The organism is Microbacterium immunditiarum (assembly GCF_013409785.1).
GTDB lineage: Bacteria > Actinomycetota > Actinomycetes > Actinomycetales > Microbacteriaceae > Microbacterium > Microbacterium immunditiarum.
This window is the reverse complement of record NZ_JACCBV010000001.1, coordinates 1,970,243-1,992,643: the sequence shown is the minus strand read 5'-3', so window position 1 is coordinate 1,992,643 and position 22,401 is coordinate 1,970,243. Positions and strand designations below refer to the sequence as shown.

20 protein-coding genes and 1 pseudogene are annotated in these 22,401 nt (G+C 71.1%); 8 read left to right on the top strand and 13 right to left on the bottom strand.

Features of this window, described 5'->3' with window-relative positions:
• Positions 1-13 precede the first annotated feature (13 nt).
• The 6 genes and pseudogenes from hisS to BJ991_RS09125 form a co-directional block, all read right to left on the bottom strand.
• Positions 14-1,270 (bottom strand): histidine--tRNA ligase, encoded by a 1,257-nt coding sequence (gene hisS / locus BJ991_RS09145; RefSeq protein WP_218853147.1) that lies wholly within the window; start codon positions 1,268-1,270, stop codon positions 14-16.
• Positions 1,271-1,301: 31 nt separating this feature from the next.
• Positions 1,302-1,982, bottom strand: a complete 681-nt coding sequence (locus tag BJ991_RS09140) for a nucleoside triphosphate pyrophosphohydrolase (RefSeq protein ID WP_179489375.1) — start codon at positions 1,980-1,982, stop codon at positions 1,302-1,304.
• 53 nt (positions 1,983-2,035) lie between these two features.
• Complete coding sequence (gene nhaA / locus BJ991_RS09135) at positions 2,036-3,379, bottom strand: Na+/H+ antiporter NhaA (RefSeq protein WP_179489373.1); 1,344 nt, start codon at positions 3,377-3,379, stop codon at positions 2,036-2,038.
• 215 nt (positions 3,380-3,594) lie between these two features.
• On the bottom strand, positions 3,595-3,801 hold the full coding sequence (locus BJ991_RS18645; protein ID WP_343048696.1) for an alanine:cation symporter family protein: 207 nt from the start codon (positions 3,799-3,801) through the stop codon (positions 3,595-3,597).
• A 110-nt stretch (positions 3,802-3,911) separates the two neighbouring features.
• A pseudogene (locus BJ991_RS18640) lies at positions 3,912-3,995 on the bottom strand (hypothetical protein); the annotation flags it as partial.
• The gene (locus BJ991_RS09125; protein WP_179489371.1) at positions 3,995-4,594 is read right to left on the bottom strand and encodes a gamma carbonic anhydrase family protein; all 600 of its coding nucleotides are present in this window, start codon (positions 4,592-4,594) and stop codon (positions 3,995-3,997) included. The gene BJ991_RS09125 and the pseudogene BJ991_RS18640, both read right to left, overlap by 1 nt.
• A 171-nt stretch (positions 4,595-4,765) precedes the next feature.
• Here BJ991_RS09125 and gdhA point away from each other — a divergent pair, with 171 nt between their 5' ends.
• Together gdhA and BJ991_RS09115 are read left to right on the top strand one after the other, a co-directional pair.
• A complete protein-coding gene (gdhA, locus tag BJ991_RS09120; RefSeq protein ID WP_218852913.1) occupies positions 4,766-6,151 on the top strand; it encodes an NADP-specific glutamate dehydrogenase in 1,386 nt (461 codons plus the stop codon).
• A gap of 144 nt (positions 6,152-6,295) precedes the next feature.
• Positions 6,296-6,484, top strand: a complete 189-nt coding sequence (locus BJ991_RS09115) for a hypothetical protein (protein ID WP_179489369.1) — start codon at positions 6,296-6,298, stop codon at positions 6,482-6,484.
• A 26-nt stretch (positions 6,485-6,510) separates the two neighbouring features.
• On the opposite strand, the gene mfd is transcribed toward BJ991_RS09115, so the two are convergent.
• A complete protein-coding gene (gene mfd / locus BJ991_RS09110; protein WP_179489367.1) occupies positions 6,511-10,197 on the bottom strand; it encodes a transcription-repair coupling factor in 3,687 nt (1,228 codons plus the stop codon).
• A gap of 69 nt (positions 10,198-10,266) precedes the next feature.
• Between mfd and BJ991_RS09105 the strand changes: the two genes are divergently transcribed.
• A complete protein-coding gene (locus BJ991_RS09105; protein WP_218852912.1) occupies positions 10,267-11,058 on the top strand; it encodes a hypothetical protein in 792 nt (263 codons plus the stop codon).
• 25 nt (positions 11,059-11,083) lie between these two features.
• Here BJ991_RS09105 and pth read toward each other — a convergent pair whose 3' ends face one another.
• Both pth and BJ991_RS09095 read right to left on the bottom strand, forming a co-directional pair.
• Entirely contained in the window at positions 11,084-11,668 is a 585-nt protein-coding gene (gene pth / locus BJ991_RS09100; RefSeq protein WP_179489365.1) for an aminoacyl-tRNA hydrolase, read from the bottom strand.
• A 102-nt stretch (positions 11,669-11,770) separates the two neighbouring features.
• Positions 11,771-12,427 (bottom strand): 50S ribosomal protein L25/general stress protein Ctc, encoded by a 657-nt coding sequence (locus BJ991_RS09095; protein ID WP_179489363.1) that lies wholly within the window; start codon positions 12,425-12,427, stop codon positions 11,771-11,773.
• Between the two features lie 264 nt (positions 12,428-12,691).
• On the opposite strand from BJ991_RS09095, the gene BJ991_RS18635 reads away from it, so the two are divergent.
• The gene (locus BJ991_RS18635; protein ID WP_281363925.1) at positions 12,692-12,814 is read left to right on the top strand and encodes a hypothetical protein; all 123 of its coding nucleotides are present in this window, start codon (positions 12,692-12,694) and stop codon (positions 12,812-12,814) included.
• Here the strand turns inward: BJ991_RS18635 and BJ991_RS09090 are convergent.
• Positions 12,799-13,305: a gluconokinase gene (locus tag BJ991_RS09090; protein WP_179489361.1), complete on the bottom strand. Its 507-nt coding sequence runs from the start codon at positions 13,303-13,305 to the stop codon at positions 12,799-12,801. The genes BJ991_RS18635 and BJ991_RS09090 overlap by 16 nt on opposite strands.
• Positions 13,306-13,555: 250 nt before the next feature.
• On the opposite strand from BJ991_RS09090, the gene gndA reads away from it, so the two are divergent.
• On the top strand, positions 13,556-14,983 hold the full coding sequence (gndA, locus tag BJ991_RS09085; protein ID WP_343048839.1) for an NADP-dependent phosphogluconate dehydrogenase: 1,428 nt from the start codon (positions 13,556-13,558) through the stop codon (positions 14,981-14,983).
• A 63-nt stretch (positions 14,984-15,046) separates the two neighbouring features.
• Here gndA and BJ991_RS09080 read toward each other — a convergent pair whose 3' ends face one another.
• A complete protein-coding gene (locus tag BJ991_RS09080) occupies positions 15,047-16,381 on the bottom strand; it encodes an FAD-binding oxidoreductase (RefSeq protein WP_179489357.1) in 1,335 nt (444 codons plus the stop codon).
• A 69-nt stretch (positions 16,382-16,450) separates the two neighbouring features.
• A complete protein-coding gene (locus tag BJ991_RS09075) occupies positions 16,451-17,467 on the bottom strand; it encodes a magnesium and cobalt transport protein CorA (RefSeq protein ID WP_179489356.1) in 1,017 nt (338 codons plus the stop codon).
• A 43-nt stretch (positions 17,468-17,510) separates the two neighbouring features.
• On the opposite strand from BJ991_RS09075, the gene BJ991_RS09070 reads away from it, so the two are divergent.
• From BJ991_RS09070 to BJ991_RS09060, 3 genes are read left to right on the top strand one after another with little or no spacing between them, the layout of a single operon-like run.
• Complete coding sequence (locus tag BJ991_RS09070; RefSeq protein ID WP_179489354.1) at positions 17,511-18,515, top strand: NAD-dependent epimerase/dehydratase family protein; 1,005 nt, start codon at positions 17,511-17,513, stop codon at positions 18,513-18,515.
• 44 nt (positions 18,516-18,559) lie between these two features.
• Positions 18,560-19,282: a response regulator transcription factor gene (locus BJ991_RS09065; protein WP_281363924.1), complete on the top strand. Its 723-nt coding sequence runs from the start codon at positions 18,560-18,562 to the stop codon at positions 19,280-19,282.
• Entirely contained in the window at positions 19,279-20,745 is a 1,467-nt protein-coding gene (locus tag BJ991_RS09060) for a sensor histidine kinase (protein ID WP_179489353.1), read from the top strand. The genes BJ991_RS09065 and BJ991_RS09060 overlap by 4 nt, the downstream gene beginning before the upstream one ends.
• Before the next feature lie 128 nt (positions 20,746-20,873).
• On the opposite strand, the gene BJ991_RS09055 is transcribed toward BJ991_RS09060, so the two are convergent.
• Positions 20,874-22,385, bottom strand: coding sequence for an FAD-dependent oxidoreductase (locus BJ991_RS09055; RefSeq protein WP_179492646.1), 1,512 nt, complete (start codon positions 22,383-22,385; stop codon positions 20,874-20,876).
• Positions 22,386-22,401: the final 16 nt, after the last annotated feature.

Sequence of the window (22,401 nt, the reverse complement as noted above, 5' to 3'; positions counted from 1 at the left end):
GGCTTGCGGACGCCTACGAGAGCGGCTTGACCTCGAGCTCTTCGAGGGCTGCTCCGGCCGCCACCGTCGCGAACGCGGTGTACCCGTCCGCGGCGGCGCGGTCGAGCAGCCCCTTGAGGTTCTTCGTGCGCTGCTCCAGGCGCACGCGCACACCGTCCGCGACGAACGCGTTCTTGAGCGCGAGCAGCTCCGCGAGGGGCACATCGCGGTCGTGCACGAGCACGATCGCGCGCTCGTCGGCATCCGCCTTCGCCTCGACGAGGTCGACGATGCGCTCGAAGCCGATCGAGAAGCCGACCGCGGGCACGTCCTGACCGAGGAAGCGCCCGATCATGCCGTCGTACCGGCCGCCGCCGCCGAGCGAGTACGTCACCGACGGGTGCGCGAGCTCGAAGATCGTGCCGGTGTAGTAGCCCATCCCGCGCACGAGGAACGCGTCGAACACGAGCGGGATGTCGCCCCCGCCGCGCGCCGCGGCGACCGCCTCGCCGATGCCGACGAGGTGCGAGACGACGTCGTCGGGAGCGCCCTCGGGCAGCGCCTTGCGGATCTGGCGCTCGCCGTACGGCCAGAACTCGCGCGTCTGCGGACGCTTCAGGAATCGCTCGAACGCGTCGACGGCCGGCGGCGTCGCGCCACGCTCGCGGAGCTCGGCGACGACCCCGTCGACGCCGATCTTGTCGAGTTTGTCGATCGTGATGAGCACCCCGGCGCGCTCGTCGGGCGCGAACCCGAACGTGTCGAGCATCCACTCGAGGACGCGGCGGTCGTTGATGCGCACCGAGCCGCCCTCGAGCCCCAGCGCGTCGAGGGTGTCGAGCGTCGCGACGATGAGCTCCGCCTCGGCGCGCGGGCCGGCGTCGCCGATGACGTCGATGTCGCACTGCATGAACTGGCGGTAGCGCCCCTTCTGCGGCCGCTCCGCGCGCCACACCGGCGCGATCTGGATCGCGTGGAACACCGACGGCAGCTCGGCGCGGTGGCTGGCGTAGAAGCGCGCGAGCGGAACGGTCAGGTCGTACCGCAGCCCCAGATCGGACAGCGCCCGAGGGTCATCGGCGCCCGCCCGGATCGCATCGGCGTCGAGACCGCGCTTGAGCACGTTGTAGGCGAGCTTCTCGTTGTCGCCGCCGATGCCCGCGTGCAGGCGGTCGTAGTCCTCGACGACCGGCGTCTCGATCTCGTCGAACCCGTGGGCGCGGTAGCGCTCGCGGATGACGGCGAGCACGCGCTCGCGGCGGGCCTTCTCGGCGGGGAGGAAGTCGCGCATGCCGCGCGGCGGATTGACGGATGCCACCCGCCTAGTTTTCCAGATCGGACACGGATGCCTCGGCCGCCCGCACCTCGCCCTGAAGTCGCCGCACGCGCTCGCGCAGCGCGCGCTCCGCATCCCACCCGTTCTCGCGCGCGATCGCGACGAGCGCGAGGAGGGCGTCGCCGAGCTCGGCTTCGGAGGAAGGCTCCCCGCGTGTCGTCTCGTCTCGCTCGCTCGTCGACCGGGAGGAGACGCCCACTTGCGCGGCGCGGCCCAGCAGCTTCTGCGCGAGCGCGAGGCTCGGCATCCGCTCGCTCACCCCGTCGAGCACCGACCGCCGCTCGTGCTTCTCGAGCGCCTTCGCCGCGTTCCAATGCACGAGCACCTCTTCGGGCGTGTTCGCCACGGCGTCGCCGAAGACGTGCGGATGCCGCCGCACCATCTTCTCGGTGAGCGATCGTGCGACGTCGTCGATGTCGAACGGATCGTCCGGGTCGCGTGAGGCGATCTCGGCGTGGAACAGCACCTGCCACAGCAGGTCGCCGAGTTCCTCTCGCAGCTCGTCGCGCGAGCCCGTCTCGACGGCGTCGATGAGCTCGGCGCTCTCCTCCACGAGGTACGGCACGAGGTCGCGATGGTCGATCTGCTGCGTCCACACGCAGCGGTCGCGCACCGTGCGCATGACGTCGGCGGCCTCGCGCAGCGGGTCGGTGTCGGTGTCGGCCATCGGGTGCTCCCTGGCTGTCGGTGCGGTGCGGAGCCGGGTGGACGCGGCATCCGTCATGGCGTCGGATAGACGTCGGGGATGCCGTCGCCGTCTTGGTCGACCGACTCCTCCTCTTCGATTCTGCGGTATCGGCGGTTGCGTGCTCCGAGAACGACGGATGCGAGCGCGGCGGCGACGATGGATGCGAGGAGGATCCCGACCTTCGCATGGTCGTGGTGGGCGTCGGTCTCGTCGAAGCTCAATTCGGTCACCAGGAGCGAGACCGTGAACCCGATGCCGGCGAGCAGGCCGACGCCGAAGAGGTCTATCCACGTGACGGCGGGGTCGAGGCGCGCGTGTCGCGCCCGCGTCGCGATCCACGTCGTGACGACGATCCCGATGGGCTTGCCGACGATGAGGCCGATCATGACCCCGATGAGCACAGGATCGGCGAGCGCGGCCGTGAGGCCCTCCGCCCCGCCGATCGCGACGCCGGCGGAGAAGAACGCGAATACGGGCACGGCGAACCCCGCCGACAGCGGGCGGAAGCGGTGCTCGAACACCTCGGCGAGACCGGGCTCCTCGACGGGCACCCCGTCACGTCGTCGGTGCCGCACCGGGATCGTGAAGCCGAGGAGCACACCCGCGATCGTGGCGTGGATGCCCGACGCGTGCACGAAGGCCCACGCGACGACGCCGATCGGCAGCAGGATGAGCCACGCTGCGGCTGGGTTGAGGTGGAAGAACTGCCGGTACCGCTGCGCGATGATGCCGTACACGGCGATCGTGAGGAGCCCGAGGAGCAACGGGACGATCTCGATCGACTCTGTATAGAAGATCGCGATGATCGCGATCGCGATGAGGTCGTCGACGACCGCGAGCGTGAGCAGGAAGATCCGCAGTGGGCTGGGCAGGTGCGAGCCGATGATCGCGAGCACGGCCACCGCGAACGCGATGTCGGTCGCTGTCGGGATCGCCCAGCCGCGCAGCAGCTCGGGATCGTGGAAGGTGACGAGCACGTAGAACAGCGCGGGGACGGCGACCCCGCCCGCGGCGGCGAGCACGGGGACGATCGCCGTGCCGATGCGCCGCAGGTCGCCGGCGACGAACTCGCGCTTGAGCTCGAGCCCCACGAGGAAGAAGAAGATCGCGAGCAGTCCGTCGGACGCCCACTGCCCCACGGTCAGCTGCAGGTGCCACGGCTCGTACCCGATCTCGAGGTCGCGCAGCCAGAAGTACCACTCCGCCCACGGCGAGTTCGCCCACGCGATGCCGATCGCCGCCGTGATCACCAGCAGCGCCCCGCCGACCGTCTCGCTGCGCAGCACGCGCAGAATGCGCAGTGACTCCGCATAGCTGCCCCGCTGCGGGAAGCTCTGCGCCTGAGCGGGGCTGCGGTCCGGGTCGGCTGAGGTCATTCGGGCTCCGATGCGGTCGGCGAACACGGGTGTCGACCAGACTTCCCGACGCGCCCTCTCCAGCGTACAAGCGGTGCCTCGCAGGCCGATCGCTCGCCCGCCGAGCGCGTCCTATTTGCGGGGACGGCGTGTCGCGGCATCCGTCTCATGCAGGTGATCGCGGTGCTTCTCGGCCTGACGGCGCTTGGTCGTGAGGTCGATAGGCCCGGTGACGGTCAGCTCGTCCTCCCAGACGTGGATGCCGCCGACGTCGGGCAGGCGGTCGCGGGTGAAGACCGGATCCTGCCCCTCACGCCGCTGTGTGTGTAGTCCTTCAGCAGCCGGAACGCGATGCCCGACAGCAGCGCGATCGCGATGAGGTTGACGAGCGCCATGAATCCCATCGCGCCGTCGGCGAAGCTCCACACGAGATCAGCCGACACGACCGCGCCCAGGAACACCGCGACGACGGCGAAGATGCGGTACCCGGTGAGAACGCGCGACGCGGCGTGATGAACTCGATGTTCGACTCGCCGTAGTAGTACTTGCCGAGGATCGAGCTGAACGCGAGAAGGAAGATGACGATGCTCAGCAGAACGTTCGACCACTCCCGAGGGGGGCGCGCGGCATCCGGCATCAGTCGAGCCGGCGGTCCCCCGAGTGACGGGCCAGGCTCGCGGCGTACCGCTCCGTGAGCTGCACCATGAGATCGGGCGTGTCGCGGTCGAGCCCGAAGACGTAGCCCGGGAAGTCGAGCTCGCGCTGCGCGGCCCAGATCTCGTCGTGTCGGTCGGGCGAGAGGATCTGCACGGGATCGCCGACGGCGACCCATCCGATGGGAACCACGGTCTCGGGCGGGAGCACCGTGCGCAGGTGCACGACCGCGTTGATGCGCACCTCGCTGCGCTCGCCGATGCGCGCCCCGTTGAAGACCCGCGTTCCGGTCGCGAGGAACACCTCGTCGGCGATTGTCGCGCCGCTGATGCTGGCCATCGGCCCCACGAGGACGTGCGAGCCGATGTGCACGGGATTGACCGACGTCGCGCGGATGAGCGCGTTCTCCATCACGATGACGTTCTCGCCGAGGGTGATCGCGCCGCCCTCGCCCGTCACCACGGCGCCGTGCAGCACCTGGCAGCCGGGGCCGATCCGGACGTCGCCGCTCACGACGGCCGTAGGTGCCACGACAGCCTCCGGATGGATGCGGGGCTGCGCCCCCAGGTGCTCGAACCGCACGGTTCCTCCCTCGGTCAGCGCCAGCGTAGCGCCTCGCCATCTGCCCTGTTCGACCCGCACCCTGAGCCCGCTGAGTGAGCACTCTGCTCAGTCGGCGTGCGGTCGAGTCGCGAACGGCAGGTAAAGTGGCCGGGTTCGGATCGCTCCGACCGGCGCCCGTCTCCGGGCGCGATGCTCCACCAGAAAGCTCCACCACCCGTGACTGAATCGCTCGTCGCCCTGCCGTCCGTCGTCCGCGAGGTCTTCGCGACCGTGCAAGCCCGCAACCCGCACGAGCCGGAGTTCCAGCAGGCCGTGCACGAGGTGCTCGACTCGATCGTGCCCGTGCTCGAGCGTCACCCCGAGTTCGTCGACGGCGGCATCGTCGAGCGGCTGGTCGAGCCGGAGCGCCAGATCATGTTCCGCGTGCCCTGGGTCGACGACGACGGAAAGCTTCAGGTCAACCGCGGATTCCGCGTGCAGTTCTCGTCGGTGCTCGGCCCCTACAAGGGTGGCCTGCGCTTCCACCCCTCGGTGAACCTGTCGATCATCAAGTTCCTCGGCTTCGAGCAGATCTTCAAGAACGCGCTCACAGGGCAGGGCATCGGCGGCGCGAAGGGCGGCAGCGACTTCGACCCGCACGGCCGGTCGGATGCCGAGGTCATGCGCTTCTGCCAGTCGTTCATGAACGAGCTCTACCGTCACCTCGGCGAGCACACCGATGTGCCGGCGGGCGACATCGGCGTGGGCGCGCGCGAGATCGGCTATCTGTTCGGCCAGTACCGCAAGATCACGAACCGCCACGAGTCCGGCATGTTCACCGGCAAGGGCGTGCAGTGGGGCGGCGCCGAGGTGCGCACCGAGGCCACCGGCTACGGCGCGGTCTTCTTCGTGCAGAACATGCTCGGCGTGCACAACCAGTCGATCGCCGGCCGCCGTGTGGCGGTGTCGGGATCGGGCAACGTCGCGATCTACGCGATCGACAAGGCGTACCAGCTCGGGGGCCTGCCGGTGACGGCATCCGACTCGTCCGGCTACGTCGTCGACGATGCCGGCATCGACCTCGGCCTGCTGCGGCAGATCAAGGAGGTCGAGCGCGGCCGCATCGCGGAGTACGCGGCCCGCCGCCACGGGGCGCGGTTCGTCGAGGGGCGGCGTCCGTGGGAGGTCCCCGTCGAGGTCGCGATCCCGTCGGCGACGCAGAACGAGATCGACGAGGACGACGCCCAGGCCCTCATCGCGAACGGCGTGCGCGCGGTCGCCGAGGGCGCGAACATGCCGTCGACGCCCGCAGCCATCGCGGCATTCCACGAGGCCGGCGTGCTCTTCGGGCCTGGGAAGGCCGCGAACGCGGGAGGCGTCGCGACGTCGGCGCTCGAGATGAGCCAGAACGCATCGCGCCAGCGGTGGAACTTCGCCGACAGCGAGTCGAAGCTCCGCGCGATCATGTCCGACGTCCACGACGCCGCGTTCCACGCTGCCGAGCGCCACGGCCGCCCGGGCGACTACGTCGTGGGCGCCAACGCCGCCGGATTCGAGCGGGTCGCGCACGCGATGCTCGCGCAGGGCGTCATCTGACCGCATCCGCTCTCTGCGCGTCCTCGCCCTCGCCTTTCCCGTCCTGTCGCGAGAAACACCGGCGTGACCGGACGAGTCTGATCGGGTCCCCCGTTCGCGCGCGTCGGTACGAGCCTCCCGCCGCGTCGGGGTTAGCGTCGAGCCATGACCAGGACGTGGAACGACGGGCCGGCGCCCGTGCGCGACGCCGAGGTCTGCCCCGTGTGCGCCTCGACCGACGTGCGCGTCGCGGACCAGGGCTGGTTCGTGCTCGAGCTCGAACGCGGCGATGAGGTGCGCTCCGACGGAGCGGTGGAGTTCTCGTGCCGCGATTGCGGTGCGCGCTGGGAGTGACGCCGAGAGTCAGCGGCTGACGCCGCTCACTCCCCCGCCGCGGCGGATGCCGGCACCGACGCCTGCTCCGGGAACAGCTGATCCAGCAGCTGACCGACCCAGGCGATGAGGTCGGCGTCGCCCACGAGCGAGCCGTCGGCCGTCGGGAGCGGCACGACGAGCGCCTCGCCGCCCGCGACGATCTTCGCCTTCGGGTGCAGTCGCTGCAGCCGCACGCGTATCGAGTCGGGCAGGTTCGCCGGGGCGATGCGCAGGTTCGGGCCCATCGCGACGACGTCGGACAGTCCCGCCCGCGCCGCACGGCGCCGCAGTCGCGCGACGGCGATGAGCCCCTCGACCTCGGAGGGCGGCTCACCGTAGCGGTCGCGCAGCTCGTCGAGCACGAGATCGATGGCGTCCTGGCCGTCTGCCTGGCGGGCGGTGGCGGATGCCGCGGCCGACAGCTTCTGGTACGCCTCCAGTCGCAGGCGCTCGCTGTCGATGTAGTCCTCGGGGATGCGCGCCTGCACGGGCAGCTCGAGGCGGAGCTCGGTCGGCCCTTCGGTCTCTTCGCCGCGGAACGTCGCGACGGCCTCGCCGATCATCCGGAGGTAGAGGTCGAAGCCGACGCCCGCGATGTGTCCTGCCTGCTCCGCGCCGAGGAGGTTGCCCGCGCCGCGCAGCTCGAGGTCCTTCAGCGCGACCTGCATGCCGCTGCCGAGGTCGTTGTTGACGGCGATCGTCTCGAGACGGTCGGCCGCTGTCTCGCTGAGCGGCTTGTTCTCGTCGTACAGGAAGTACGCGTACGCGCGCTCGCGCGCTCGGCCCACGCGCCCGCGGAGCTGGTGCAGCTGCGACAGGCCGTACTTGTCGGCGCGGTCGATGATGATGGTGTTCGAGTTCGAGATGTCGAGCCCGGTCTCGATGATCGTCGTGGAGACGAGCACGTCGGCGCGGCGCTCCCAGAAATCGTCGACGACCTGCTCGAGCTGGTGCTCGCCCATCTGCCCGTGGGCGACGGCGATGCGCGCCTCGGGCACGAGCTCGGCCAGGTGCGCTGCGACCCGCTGGATCGACTGGACGCGGTTGTGGACGTAGAAGACCTGTCCCTCGCGCAGCAGCTCGCGACGGATCGCGGCCGCGATCTGCTTGTCGTTTCGCGGCCCGACGAACGTGAGGATCGGGTGGCGGTCCTCCGGCGGCGTCTGCAGAGTCGACATCTCGCGGATGCCCGTCACCGCCATCTCGAGCGTGCGCGGGATCGGGGTCGCGCTCATCGCGAGGATGTCGACGTTCGTCTTGAGCTTCTTCAGCTGATCCTTGTGCTCGACGCCGAACCGCTGCTCCTCGTCGATGATGAGCAGACCGAGGTCTTTGAAGGCGACCTTCTCAGTCAGTATGCGGTGCGTTCCGATGACCATGTCGACCGTGCCGTCGGCGAGCCCCGCGACCGTCTCGCGCGCCTCCTTGTCGGTCTGGAAGCGCGAGAGCGGCCGCACTCTCACCGGGAAGCCCGCGAACCGTTCCGTGAAGGTCTCGATGTGCTGCTTCACGAGCAGGGTCGTCGGAACGAGCATCGCGACCTGCTTGCCGTCCTGGATCGCCTTGAACGCGGCGCGCACGGCAACCTCGGTCTTGCCGAAGCCGACATCGCCCGACAGCAGCCGGTCCATCGGGATCGGCTTCTCCATGTCGGCCTTGATCTCGTCGATCGTCTGCAGCTGGTCGGGCGTCTCGGCGAACGGGAACGCCTCTTCGAGCTCGCGCTGCCACGGGGTGTCCGGCCCGAACGCGTGGCCCTTGGCGGCCATGCGCGCCGAGTAGAGCTTCACGAGCTCGACCGCGATGTCGCGCACCGCCTTGCGCGCGCGGCCCTTCGCCTGGGCCCAGTCGCTGCCGCCCATCTTCGACAGGGTCGGCGCCTCGCCGCCGACGTACTTCGACAGCAGGTCGAGCTGGTCGGTCGGCACGAACAGCTTGTCGCCCGGATAGCCGCGCTTCGACGGCGCGTACTCGAGCACGAGGTACTCGCGCACGCTCTTGACCGGATTGCGGCCGCCGCTGGAGACCTCGCGCTGCGTCAGCTCGACGAACCTGCCGATGCCGTGCGTCGCATGCACGACGTAGTCGCCTGCCTTGAGCTGAAGCGGGTCAACGACGTTGCGCCGACGGGACGCGAGCTTCTTGACGACGCGGTTGTCGCTGCCGATCGTGCGCCCGTAGAACTCCGCCTCGGTGAGCACCGCGAGCTTGGCGCCGGGCGCCTGGAACCCGCGCTCGAGCGGCGCGACGACGAGATGCGCGACGCCGGGCTCGGGCGGCTGGAGGACATCGTCGACCTTGCGCGCAGCGATGCCGCGGTCGGAGAGCACGTCGCGGGCACGTTCGACGAGGCCGACACCGGATGCCGCCACCACGACGCGCCATCCGTCGGCGAGCAGCTGCCCGACGTGCTGCGTCGCGCCGTCGACGTTGCCGTGGAAGGACGGCACGCCCGAGCCGGGAACGCGCACAGCCGACGCGTCTTCGAGCTCCACGGCGGCGGCCTCGTACTCGGGCTGCTCGGCGTCGCGCAGGGCGGCCGCCGCATCCGCCGCCCCGGAATCGAAGCTGCTGAGCGTCCACCACGACGCCCCGCGCGCGTGCGCCGCCTCGCGCAGGCGCGAGAGCGTCACGAAGTCGCCCGCGCCCAGGTCGACGGGCGTCTGCGCGCCGACGGCCGCGGCGCTCCACGCGGCCTCGAGGAACTCGCGGTTCGTCTCGCTCAGGGTGAGCGCGCGCGTGACGGCGCGCTCGGGGTCGATGACGGCCACGGCGGCACGCTCGGGCAGGTAATCGGCGAGGGTCACGAGGCCGTCGACGAGGGCGGGAAGCAACGACTCCATTCCCTCGGCGGGGATGCCCTCGGCCATCTTCTCGAGGATCCCGCGCACGCCGGGGAACCGGCCGACGAGCTCTTGCGCGCGGTCGCGCACGCCCTGCGTGAGCAGCAGCTCGCGACCCGCGATGAGCTCGACCTCGTTCACTGCGCCCGGCAGCGAACGCTGGTCGGCGACCGAGAACGCTCGGATCTCATCGACTTCGTCGCCGAAGAACTCGACGCGGTACGGGTGGTCTGCGATCGGCGAGAAGACGTCGAGGATGCCGCCGCGCACCGCGAACTCCCCCCGGCGCGACACCATGTCGACGCGGTGGTACGCGAGTTCGACGAGGCGCGCCGAGATCTCGGACAGGTCGTTCCCGCGGCCGCCGGCGACGAGGCGCACCGGCTCCTCATCGCCGAGGCCGGGCGCGAGCGGCTGGATCGCACCGCGCACCGACGCGGTCACGACCAGCGGCGTCTCGCCCGTCCAGCGGGTGATCCTGCGCAGCACGTCGAGGCGACGGCCGACCGTCTCGGCACTGGGGCTCAGGCGCTCGTGCGGCAGCGTCTCCCACGCGGGGAACGCGAGCACCTCGGCGCCGGGCACGAGCGCCTCGAGCGCGGGCCCGAGGGACTCGACGCGACGACCGGTCGGCGCGATCACGAGGAGCGCCGGAGGAAGACCCGCCTCGCGGCGGCGCTCGAGGAGCGCGGCCAGCAGCGGCGCGTCGAGCCCGTCGACGAGCGAGAAGTCTGCGTCAGCGGATGCCGGCGAGCCGGAACTTCTCGAACCCGAACCGGTGGCCGCGGCAACGACCTCCCGGAACGGCTCAGCCTGCTCGAGGGCGCGCACGATCCCGGGAACTGTCACCGAACGAGTCTACGCGACCCCTCGCCCACTTCTCGCGGCGGCGACCTCTCCGGCTCATAGGATGTGAGCGTGAGCGACCCGGCCGACACCACTCCGACGGCACCCGTGCCGCCCTATGTCCCGCCCCAGCCGGCGCCGCCGGTCCCCGGGCAGGGTTGGTCACCGGGCGCCGCGGGGCATCCGCCCCAGGGGCAACCTCAGCCGCACTCACAGCCGTCATACCCGGGTCAGCCGTCATACCCGGGTCAGCCTCAGCACGCCGGCCGACCGCCGGGCCCCGCCCAGCCGGCCCATCCGGGGTACACCGCTCCACCCGCGTACGGACCCCCGGGCTACGCGCACCCGGGTGGGCGGGCGCCCTACGGCGGCGCCCCTTCGCCGCAGGCTGCAACGGGAGCGGCAGCGTGGGCGCCGCCGTACGCGCAGCCCGCGGCCCGCGTGCCGCAGACGACCTTCGGCGCGACGGCCGCCGCCCGGCCGACTTCGGCCATCGGGACGATCGCGCTCGTCGCGGGAGTGCTCGCCGCCGTGATCGCGCCGATCGCGGCATCCGTCGCGTCGTGGCAGATCGGGGTGGGCGTCGGCTCCGAGCAGGCGCTGGTGCCCACGGGCGCCGAGTTCGATCCGTCGGTGTTCACACCCGTGCGCGACTGGGTGCTGCTGGGCGAGGTGTCGTTCTGGCTCGGGACGCTGTTCGGGGTGTGGGCGCTCGTGCAGGGCATCGTCGCGATCGCGAAGAATCGCGGGCGCGGGTCCGGCGTGACCGCCGTCGTGCTCGCCGCGATCGGACCGTTCGTGTTCGCCATCGCCGTGACGGTCTTCCTGTCGGCGGGCCTCGCGGCGGGAGCCGGGCTCGCCTGAGCCGCCCGACCGGGGTCGGCCGCGCTCAGACGCGCGGCGCGTGGTGCTTCTGCTGCGCCGCGAGCAGACCTTCGCCGACGAGCTGCTCGACCGCGTCGGCGGCATCCGACAGCAGCAGGGGAAGGCTCCTGCGCTCTGTCGGCCCGAAGGGATCGAGCACCCAGTCCGCGGGGTCCTGCCGGCCGTTCGGGCGGCCGATGCCGACGCGCACGCGCGCGAACGCTGTCGACCCGAGTGCCTTCGCGACATCGCGTACGCCGTTGTGGCCGCCGTGGCCGCCGGCGGCCTTGAGCTTGATCGTGTCGAACGGGATGTCGAGCTCGTCGTGCACGATGACGACGCGCTGCGGATCGATGCCGTAGAACTTCGCGAGGTTGGCGACGACCCCGCCCGACACGTTCATGAACGTGTTCGGCTTCGCGAGGACGAGCTTCGGGCCGCCCGGCCGCAGCCGCGTCTCGGCGACCCGAGCATTCGCCTTGTGCGCTCGGAAGGTCTCGCTGCGGCGCTCGGCCAGCTCGTCGAGCACGAGCTGGCCGACGTTGTGCCGCGTCAGCTCGAATCGCGGCCCGGGGTTGCCGAGTCCGACCACCAGCCACGCGTCAGCCATGGTTCACATCCTGCCTCATCGGCGCCCGACCGAACGGGCGCCGGGTGCGCGAAGAGGGGGCGCGGCGAGCCGCACCCCCTCTTCGAACGTCTGCGCGACGGATCACTCCGAAGCGGACTCCTCCTCGGCGGGAGCGCCCTCCTCGGCGGCCTCGGCCTGCTCGGCCGCGACCTCGGCGTCCGCCTCGGCGATCTCCTCGTCGGCGGCGATCGTCGCGGCGGGCACCGCGACAGCCACGATGAGCAGCTCGGGGTCGGCGACGAGGGTCGCGCCCGAGGGCAGCTTCAGGTCGCCGGCGACGATGTGCGTGCCTTCCTCGAGGCCCTCGACGTCGAGCTCGATGTGCTCGGGGATGTTGGTCGCCTCGACCTCGAGCGACACGGTCGTCGCGTCGAGGTTGGCGATCGTGCCGGGGAACGGCTCGCCGTGGACCACGATGGGCACCTCGACCTGGACCTTCTCGCCCTTGCGGACCACGAGCAGGTCGATGTGCTCGATGATCTGGTGCACGGGGTCCTTCTGCACGTCCTTCACGAGCGCGAGCTGCTGCTTGCCCGCGACGTCGAGCTCGAGCACCGCGTTCGCGCGGCGGATGAGCAGCGAGATCTGGTGGCCCGGCAGCGCGACGTGCACGGGGTCGGTGCCGTGGCCGTAGATGACGGCGGGGATCTTGCCTGCGGCGCGGAGCCGGCGGGCGTAGCCCTTGCCGAAGTTCTCGCGGACCTCGGCCGTGACCTTGGTGTCGGTGTCGGTCGACATGATGGATTCTCCTTGCGGGCCCACGGGCCCAGATGTGGGGTCTTTTCAACTCGAACGCGAGCGCGTGAGGAAGCCGTGAGCCTGCATCACCGCGTCGATCACGGATGCCGCTGCCGCCGCTGCGGGCGGATCGAGGCATCCCTCGCCGAAGTTCAATCCTCGAGTCTACCAGGGCCATCGACGCGGCCCTGACGAGCGGCTCCCCGCTAGCATGAAGGCGACCACCTCCGCGTCACGCGGAGCCGCACCGCACGGAGGATTCCCATGGAATACGGCTTCCTGTCCCACGTCGTCTTGTGGATCGTCGGCGCGATCGCCGCCGTCGGCACGATCGGCACGGTGCTCGCCATCTGGTCGATCGGCCGAGCCGCCTACCGCAAGGACTGACGTCCGGCGAGCCCTTCCACGGCGAGCTCGACGATCTCGCCGGGCGCCCGGTCGCCCGGCACCGCGACCCCTGGCTCATCCGGTTCCAGGTGCTCGAGCGTCTCGAGCTGCGACTCGAGCAGCGCCGCCGGCATGAAGTGCGTGCGGCGCAGCATCCGTCTTTCCAGTTCGTCCCGCGAGACGACCAGCTCGACGAACGCGGTGCCCGGTGATCCCGAGCGGATGCGATTGCGATAGCGGCGCGCGAGCGCGGAGCACGCGACGACGATGCCGCCGCCGCCCTCGTGCAGCGTCGCGGCGACGCGGTCGAGCCACGGCATCCGGTCCGCGTCGTCGAGCGGCGTGCCGGCTGCCATCTTCGCGACGTTCGCGGCGGGGTGCAGGTCATCGGCGTCGACGAACCGCACGCCGAGCCGCTCCGCGAGCAGCGAGCCGACGAGGGATTTGCCCGAGCCGCTCGGGCCCATCACGACGATGCGCGCCTCGGCCATTCACCGACCGTAACCCAACGGATGCCCCGCGGCGCTCACCCGCTAGCCTGGAACCCGATCCCGTTCCCCTCTAGGAGCCCTCGTGTCTTCGAACGACCCCGCCGAGCCCACCCAGATCTCCACCGACGACGCACAGGCACCGCACGAGGCGGCGACCGAGCACGAAGGCGCGCCCGAGCCGCAGGACGTCGCGCGTCCCGCACCCGAAGGAGGAGAGGCGGCTCCGTCCGAGGCCGCCGCAGTCGCCAACATCGGCGTCGTGGGTCTCGCCGTCATGGGCTCGAACCTCGCGCGCAACCTCGCGAGCCGTGAGGGCAACACGGTCGCGGTGTACAACCGCAGCCACGAGAAGACCGACTCCCTCGTCGCCGAGCACCGCGAGGCGGGCTTCGTGCCCGGCTACTCGTACGAGGAGTTCGCCGCGTCGCTGCAGAAGCCGCGCACCGCGATCATCATGGTGAAGGCCGGCGCCGCGACCGACGCGGTCATCGACGAGCTCATGCGCGTGTTCGAGCCGGGCGACATCATCGTCGACGGCGGCAACTCGCTGTTCACCGACACGATCCGCCGCGAGAAGGCCGCGCGCGAGCGCGGATTCAACTTCGTCGGCATGGGCGTCTCCGGTGGCGAGGAAGGGGCCCTCCACGGTCCTTCGCTCATGCCGGGCGGTCCCGACGAGTCGTGGGTCACGCTCGGCCCGATCCTGCGCTCGATCGCGGCGGTGGCCGAGGGCGAGCCCTGCGTCACGCACATCGGGCACGACGGCGCCGGCCACTTCGTGAAGATGGTCCACAACGGCATCGAGTACGCCGACATGCAGCTCATCGCCGAGGCGTACGACCTCATCCGCCGCGGCACGGGCAAGACGCCCGCCGAGATCGCCGACATCTTCGCCGAGTGGAACCGAGGCGAGCTCGAGTCCTACCTCATCGAGATCACGGCCGAGGTCCTGCGACAGGTCGACGCCGCGACCGGCAAGCCGCTCGTCGACGTGATCCTCGACCAGGCGGGAGCGAAGGGCACCGGCGCGTGGACCGTGCAGACGGCGCTCGACCTGGGGGTGCCCGTGTCGGGCATCGCCGAGGCGGTGTTCGCGCGGTCGCTGTCGAGCCACCCCGAGCAGCGCGCGGTGTCGCACGGCCTCCCGGGCCCCGAAGAGGCGTTCTCGGTCGACGACGTGGACGCCTTCGTCGAGGAGGTGCGGCTCGCGCTGTACGCGTCGAAGATCGTCGCGTACTCGCAGGGCTTCGACGAGATCCGCGCCGGCGCAGCGCGGTACGACTGGTCGATCGACCTCGGCGCCGTCTCGAAGATCTGGCGGGCCGGCTGCATCATCCGCGCCCAATTCCTCAACCGCATCGCCGATGCGTACGCGGCCGAGCCCGACCTTCCCGTGCTGCTGACCGCGCCGTACTTCGTCGACGCACTCACGCGCGGGCAGACCGCGTGGCGCCGCGTCGTCGCGACGGCGGCGGCCGCCGGCATCCCCTCCCCCGCGTTCTCGTCGTCGCTCGCGTATTACGACGGCCTGCGCGCCGACCGCCTGCCGGCCGCGCTCGTGCAGGGCCAGCGGGACTTCTTCGGCGCCCACACCTACAAGCGCGTCGACCGCGAAGGCACGTTCCACACGCTCTGGTCGGGCGACCGCACCGAGGTCGAGGCCGAAGACACGCACTGATCCCGCTCGTCGAGGTTCCGGCCCGACCACTCGGGCCGGGCCGGAACCGTCACGACCGGTGCGTCAGGCCGCCGCCGCCGGGACGACGTTGTGCGTCCGGCAGAAGATGTTCTGCGGATCCCACTCGCGCTTGATCGCGGCGAGCCGCGCCATCGTCTCGGGCGAATACATGCGCGCGACCCACTCCGGGTCGGTCGACACGGAGAAGTTGCCGTACGAACCGTGCCCGAGGGACTCGATCGCGTCCCACGCCTCCTGAGCAGCCGCGCGGCCGGCGTCGTCGAGCATTCCGGGCACGTCGAACGCGCCGGCCATCGCGAACCAGGTCGCGTCTCGGGCGGGGAACGGCGTGTCAACCTGCGCCACATCCCCGTACGCACCCCCCAGCGAGCGCAGGAGCACGACGGACGCGGGGTTCGCCTCGCGGAACGCGACGAGCTTGTCGATCGCCTCGTCATCGAGCAGGCGTAGGAGCGTGTTGCCGCCGACGAAGCCCGGCATCGGCTGGTCGGGCTCGGCCGCGGGCGTGTCCATGAGGATGTCGGGATAGTCGCGCGCCTCGAGCTCGGCGACGGTGACTCCGTCGAGCTCGATGAGCGGCGCGAGCACCGCCCGCGCGGCATCGACATCGCGACCGACCCAGACCGCCTGGATCGACGCGCCCGCGGGCGCGTTCGGGTCCATCGCGGGCACATCCGCGAACGTGACCGTGAGCCCGCGCGGGGCGTCGGCGAGGACGTCGCGCAGCACGCGGATGACTGGCCGAGAGTCGCCTTCGAGCGCGAGCGTCGTGAACACGACGCCGTCGAGCGGGTGGGCGCGGAAGTCGAAGCGCGTGACGACGCCGAAGTTGCCGCCGCCGCCGCGCAGCGCCCAGAACAGGTCGGGGTGCGACGACGCCGAGACCTCGACCACGTCACCCCCCGCAGTCACGAGCTGGGCGCCGACGAGCTGGTCGACCGCGAGGCCCCACTCGCGCACCATCAAGCCGATGCCGCCGCCCAGCGTGAGCCCGCCCACGCCGACCGACGACGTGTCGCCCGAGCTGATGGCCAGGCCGTGGTTCGTGAGCTCGGCCGCGACGGCGCCCCACGTCGCGCCGCCGCCGACACGGACGAGGTCTGCCTCGACCGTGATCGACGAGAGGGCCGACAGGTCGACGGTCACGCCGCCGGGCACCCCGCCCCACACGCTGTGGCCACCGCTTCGGACCATGACGGGCAGGCGTTCGGCCCTCGCGAGCCGGACCGCGGCGCGAACGTCGTCGACGCTCGATGCGCGGACCACCATCGTCGGCTCGCCGATGCCGGCGTGGAAGCGACGTGCGTCGTCCCATCCGGGGTCGTTCGCCGTGATGACCGCACCGGAGACTTCTGTGCGCAGCTGTTCAAGAGTCATGCGCGCCACGATAGGACCGACCACCGACATGCGACCGGCCGTTCGCGCACAGCGAATGACGCGGCGCGGCTAGAGCCAGTTCCTTCGCTTGAAGATGATGTACAGCGTGAGGCTCGTCGCGAGCATGAGCCCGAGTGCGAATGGATAGCCCCACGGCCACGCCAGCTCCGGCATGGCGTCGAAGTTCATGCCGTACACCGTCCCGACGAGCGTAGGCGCGAAGAGGATCGCCGCCCAAGACGACACCTTCTTCACCTGGTCGTTCTGCTCCAGGTTGAACTCGGTCATGCGGCGCATCACCTCGTTGTTGCGCTGCTCGACGAGCGTCGCGTGCACGTCGAGCGCCGTGCCGAGCGTCTGGCGGAACCCGTCGACGCGGTCGGCCACGTGACGCGCCTGCTCTCCGAGGTTGCGGAGGGCGGGGGCATCCGCTCGCCCCGTCCGTGCCTTCTCGGCATCGGTGAGCCGGTCGAAGATGTCCGCGAGCGGCGCCGTCGCGTGCTGCAGATCGATCACCTCTCGCTGCAATGCGAAGATGCGCCGCGAGACGCCGACGTCGTCGGCGAACAGCTCGTCCTCGATCTCGTCGATGTCGTTCTCGACCCCGTCGAGGACGGGGCCGTACTCCGAGAGGATGCGCTCGAACAGCGCCCAGACGACCGAGTGGCTCCCCCGTGAGACCGCGTCCCGATGCTCCGCGATCCGGCGGGCCAGGTCGTCGAGGTCGAGCAGGTCCTGGCCGCGTGCCACGGTGACGACGTACCCGACGCCCGCGAAGACGTCCACCTCGGCGAGCTCGACCGTCTCGGTGTCGTCGTGGTAGGTGGCCGCCTGCATGACGAGGAACAGATCCTCGCCGTAGTCCGACAGCTTCGCCCGCTGGTGATCGCGCAGGCAGTCCCTGACGGCGAGCGGATGCAGCTTCAGCAGGCCCATGAGCTCATCGAGCTGCTCGGCGGTGGGCTCCTGCAGCGCGATCCACGCGAACCCCGACCGCACCGACGCCTCCCGCGCGGCATCGGCCGGCGACATCCCGCGTCCGACCTGTTCGCCATCGGAGAAGATCCGCACATCGACGACCGTCATGGACTCACCCTAAGCACGCACGCCGAACGTCTATGGTCGATCCGTGAGCAAAGCACGCATTCTCTTCATCGGCGGCACGGGCACGATCAGCGCGGCGTGCGTCGCGCGGGCAGCCGCGATCGGGCACGACGTGACCGTCCTCAACCGCGGGACGGGCCGCAGGCCGCTCCCCGACGGCATCCGGGTCCTCCGCGCCGACGTGCGCGACGCCGCTTCGGTGCGGTCCGCGATCGGCGACGAGAGCTTCGACGTCGTGTGCGAGTTCCTCGCCTTCACGCCTGACCACGTGCGGGCCGACCTCGAACTGTTCGAGGGCCGCACCGGCCAGTACGTGTTCATCAGCTCGGCATCCGCGTACGACACCCCACCCAAGCGCCTGCCGGTGACGGAGTCGACGCCGCTGCGCAACCCGTTCTGGCAGTACTCGCGCGACAAGATCGCGTGCGAGGACCTGCTCGTGGCCGCCTACCGCAAGCGCGGCGTGCCGATCACGATCGTGCGGCCGTCGCACACGTACGACGAGCTCCTCCTGCCGACGTCGGGCCACTGGACCGACATCGCGCGCATGCGCGCCGGCAGGCCGGTCATCGTGCACGGCGACGGCACGAGCCTGTGGACCCTCACCCACAGCTCCGACTTCGCGGTCGCCTTCACGGCGCTGCTGGCCAATCCCTACGCGATCGGCGAGACCTTCCACATCACGGGCGACCACGCGCCGACATGGAACCAGATCTACGGATGGCTGGCGGATGCCGCGGGCGTGACCGACCCGCACCTCGTGCACGTGGCATCCGAGACCATGGCCGCCTTCGCGCCCGATCTCGGGCCGGGCCTTCTCGGCGACAAGGCGCATTCGATGGTGTTCGACAACGCGAAGGTCAAAGCGCTCGCGCCGGAGTTCCGCACGACCATCACGTTCGACGAGGGTGCGCGGCGGATCGTCGAGCACTACGACGCGCATCCGGAGCTTCAGGTGGTCGACGACGACCTCGACGCCGCGTTCGACCGTATGGCCGCGCACGCGATGGCGCTCACAGGCGGCGCATAGCTCGCTCCATAGGAAACGCATAGGTTGGCGCGCACAATGAGGGGATGACGACCCCTTCCCTGCACCGCCCAGACGGCACCGCGCTGCGGGTTCTCGTGGTCGACGACGAGCAGATGCTCACCGACCTGCTGTCGATGGCGCTGCGCATGGAGGGCTGGGACGTGCGCGCGGCCGCATCGGGCTACGAGGCGCTGCAGGCGGCGCGCGAGTTCCACCCCGACGCGATGGTGCTCGACATCATGATGCCGGACCTCGACGGCATGTCGGTGCTGCAGCGGCTGCGTCAGGGCGGGGACGACGTCCCGGTGCTGTTCCTCACCGCGAAGGACGCCGTCGCCGACCGCGTCGCGGGACTCACCGCCGGCGGGGACGACTACGTCACCAAGCCGTTCAGCCTCGAAGAGGTCGTCGCACGGCTGCGCGGGCTCATGCGGCGAGCGGGCGTCGCGCACGCGGCCGGAACCGAGCCGATCCTGCGCGTGGGCGACCTGTCGCTCAACGAGGACAGCCACGAGGTCATCCGCGACGGCGTCGAGATCGAGCTCACCGCGACCGAGTTCGAGCTGCTGCGGTACCTCATGCGCAATCAGCGGCGGGTCGTATCCAAGGCGCAGATCCTCGACCGCGTATGGAACTACGACTTCGGCGGGCGCTCGAGCATCGTCGAGCTCTACATCTCGTACCTGCGCAAGAAGATCGACGCCGGCCGCGAGCCACTCATCCACACCGTGCGCGGCGTCGGGTACATGATCAAGGCCCCGCAATGACCGCAGCGCGGCGGCCGTGGACGCTGCAGCGCCGCCTCATCGTCACGGTCGTGGCCATCACCTCGCTCATCATGGTGCTCGTCGGCGTCGCGACGAGCGCGCTGCTGGGCGGAGTGCTCGAAGAGGGGCTCACGAACCGGCTCTCCGCGACGACGGCTCGCATCGTCTCACTCGCGCGACCCCTCATCGTGGGCGGGCTGAGCGCGGAGGAAATCCTGCGGCAGCATCCGCAGCAGGCGGGCCTGCTGCTGGCCGTCGTGACGCCGCCCGAAAACCCGACGGCCGCCGTGACCGAGGCGGACGGCACGGTGACCGCGCTCACCGACGACCAGCTCCGCGAGCTCGCGTCCGGCCTGCGCGCCGACGGCCCGCTGGTCGTGACGATCGACGCCGTCGGGACGTTCCGGGTCGTCGGCGAGGCGACGGGCCCGTCCATCGTCGTCGTCGGCCTCTCGCGCGACGAAGTCGCCGCCACGATCGGCCGCATGCTCGTCACGATCGGGCTCCTCACCGCGGGCGGACTCCTCGTGCTCGGAACCGGCACGGCGTGGGTCATCCGCGCAGGGCTGGCCCCGCTCCGGGCGGTCGCCGACACCGCGGAGGACGTCTCGCGCCTGCCGCTGTCGCAGGGAGAGGTGTCGATCGCCGAGCGCGTTCCCGCCGAGCAGGCCGATCCCCGCACCGAGGTCGGGCGCGTGGGCAGCGCCCTCAACACGCTCCTCGACCACGTCGACAGCTCGCTCGCCGCGCGGCAGCGGAACGAGGAGCGGATGCGCCGCTTCGTCGCAGACGCGAGCCACGAGCTGCGCACGCCGCTGGCGTCGATCCGCGGTTACTCCGAGCTCTCGCTGCGCGCCCTCGAGCGCGAGGACGCACCGGCGGCGCTCGAGACCACCGAGACCTCGCTCGAGCGCATCCAGGCGCAGTCGCTGCGGATGACGCGCCTCGTCGAAGACCTCCTCCTGCTCGCGCGCCTCGACGAGGGGCAGGAGCTCGTGTACGCAGCGGTCGACCTCACGCGTCTCGCGGTCGACGGCGTGACGGATGCTCGGGCCGCGCACCCCGACCACGAGTGGCAGCTCGCGGTCGGCGACGACCCGGTCGTCGTGGCGGGCGATGCCGTGCGGCTCAGCCAGGTCGTCGCGAACCTGCTCGCGAACGCGGGGACGCACACGCCGGCCGGCACGACGGTGGCCGTGGGCGTGGAGCGCGACGGCGAGGACGCCGTGCTGCGCGTGCGCGACGACGGGCCCGGCATCGACCCCTCGATCGCGAACGAGCTGTTCGAGCGCTTCGCGCGCGCGGATCGGTCGCGCGCGCGCCAGACGGGCGGGACCGGCCTCGGCCTGTCGATCGCCCGCGCGATCGCGAACGCCCACGGCGGGACGCTCTCGGTGCGCAGCGAGCCGGGCGACACCGTGTTCGAGCTGCGGATGCCCGCGAGGCCGTCCGACCCGGCCTGACCGCGGCAGTCGGGCGCGCGGTGCGTGCGCTGCCGTTTCCGGCATCCGCGCCCCCTTCTCGACACCGCGCGTGACGGAAACGACGGCGCGAGGACCCGGACCGCCAGCGCGAGACGGATGCCGCGCGCTCAGTAGCCGCTGAAGGCGTCGGTCGTGATCGACCGCGCGCGCTCGAGCGCCGGCGCGAGGTCGGCGATGAGGTTCGGCGGCCCCGACACGAACGCGTGGCGGGCCGAGATGTCGGGCACGACCCGCACGAGGCCTTCCGCGTCGAGGCGCACCCCGCGCGCCCACGTCCAGTGCGAGGGGAGGTTCTCGGGACGGTCGCGCGTGAACACCACGACCGGAACCCCCGAGGCCTCGATCTCGTCGCGGAACGCGAGCTCGGAGGCATCCGACGCGACGTAGACGAGCACGATGTCGCGGTCCTCCTGCGCGAGGCGCAGGTGGCGCAGCTGCGATACGAACGGCGTCACGCCGATGCCCGCCGCGACCATGAGCAGCGGCACGTGAGCCTTCTTCGGAAGGACGAAATCGCCCCACACGCCCGTCACCGCGAGGTCGTTGCCGGCCGTGACCTGCGCGAGGGCGCGCTTGTACGAGCTCGGATGCGCCGCCTGTGCGCCCATGCTCTCGCGGAACGCGATGCGCAGCTCGGGCAGGTCCTCGGGCGCGGAGACGATGCTGAACTCGCGACGCGTTCCGCGCGCGTCGGGGCGGCGGTGCGGCACATCGAGCTCGATGTACTGCCCGGACTCGAACCGCACGGTGCGCTTCGCGTCGAACGTGAGCTGGCGCACGGTCGGGGTCACGTCCTGGCGAGAACGCAGCGTGAGGCGGACGGCGGCCCGCACCGAGAACGCGAACGCCACGAGGTTGCCGATGAGCAGGGCGCGCTCCTCTCCGAGGCTGACCGCGCCGAGATCGATCGGCCACCCGGCGAGCACGCCGACGACAGCGGCGACCGTGAGCTGCTGCCAGCGGCGCGGCGGCATCGTGAGCGGCTCGGACAGCATGAACGCGCCGAGGAACAGGAACGGCGACGACCACAGCACCGGGCAGAACACCTGTGCGAAGTCGAGCGGGGTCCCGGCCGCCTGGTACTGCGCCGACGTGCGCAGCACCGCGACGCCGACGGCGATAACGACGAACAGCGCCACCATGCGCAGCTTCTCGGTGCGCCACAGCACCGCGACGCCGAGCACGACGACCGGTCCTGCGAGCGCGGGAGTGCCGACCCACCACGACGACGTGCCGAGCGCCGGGAATGCGAGGGCGAGCAGCGTGAGCACGGTGGCGCCGACGGCGGCGGGGTTGAACACGTGCCGGCCGCGCCATGCGAGCACGTACTTCGACAGCGACGCGGCGGCGCCCGCGATCGCGATCCCACCGAGCCCCGCGAGCTCGAGCGTCGGCCGCAGCACGAACAGCAGGATGTGGGCGGTCACGAGCGACGACTCGAGGCGCCACGGCAGGCGGAGGACGGCGTGGGCCGCGGCATCCGTCGCCCCGCACACGACAACGAGCACCGCGAGCGTCGCGACCAGCTCGCCCGGCCCCGGACCGACGAGACCGAAGAAGGACAGCACGAAAGCGATCGCGGCGAGCGCGGCGAGCGCGAGCAGCACCAGCCGGTACATCGACACGCGGCCGAGG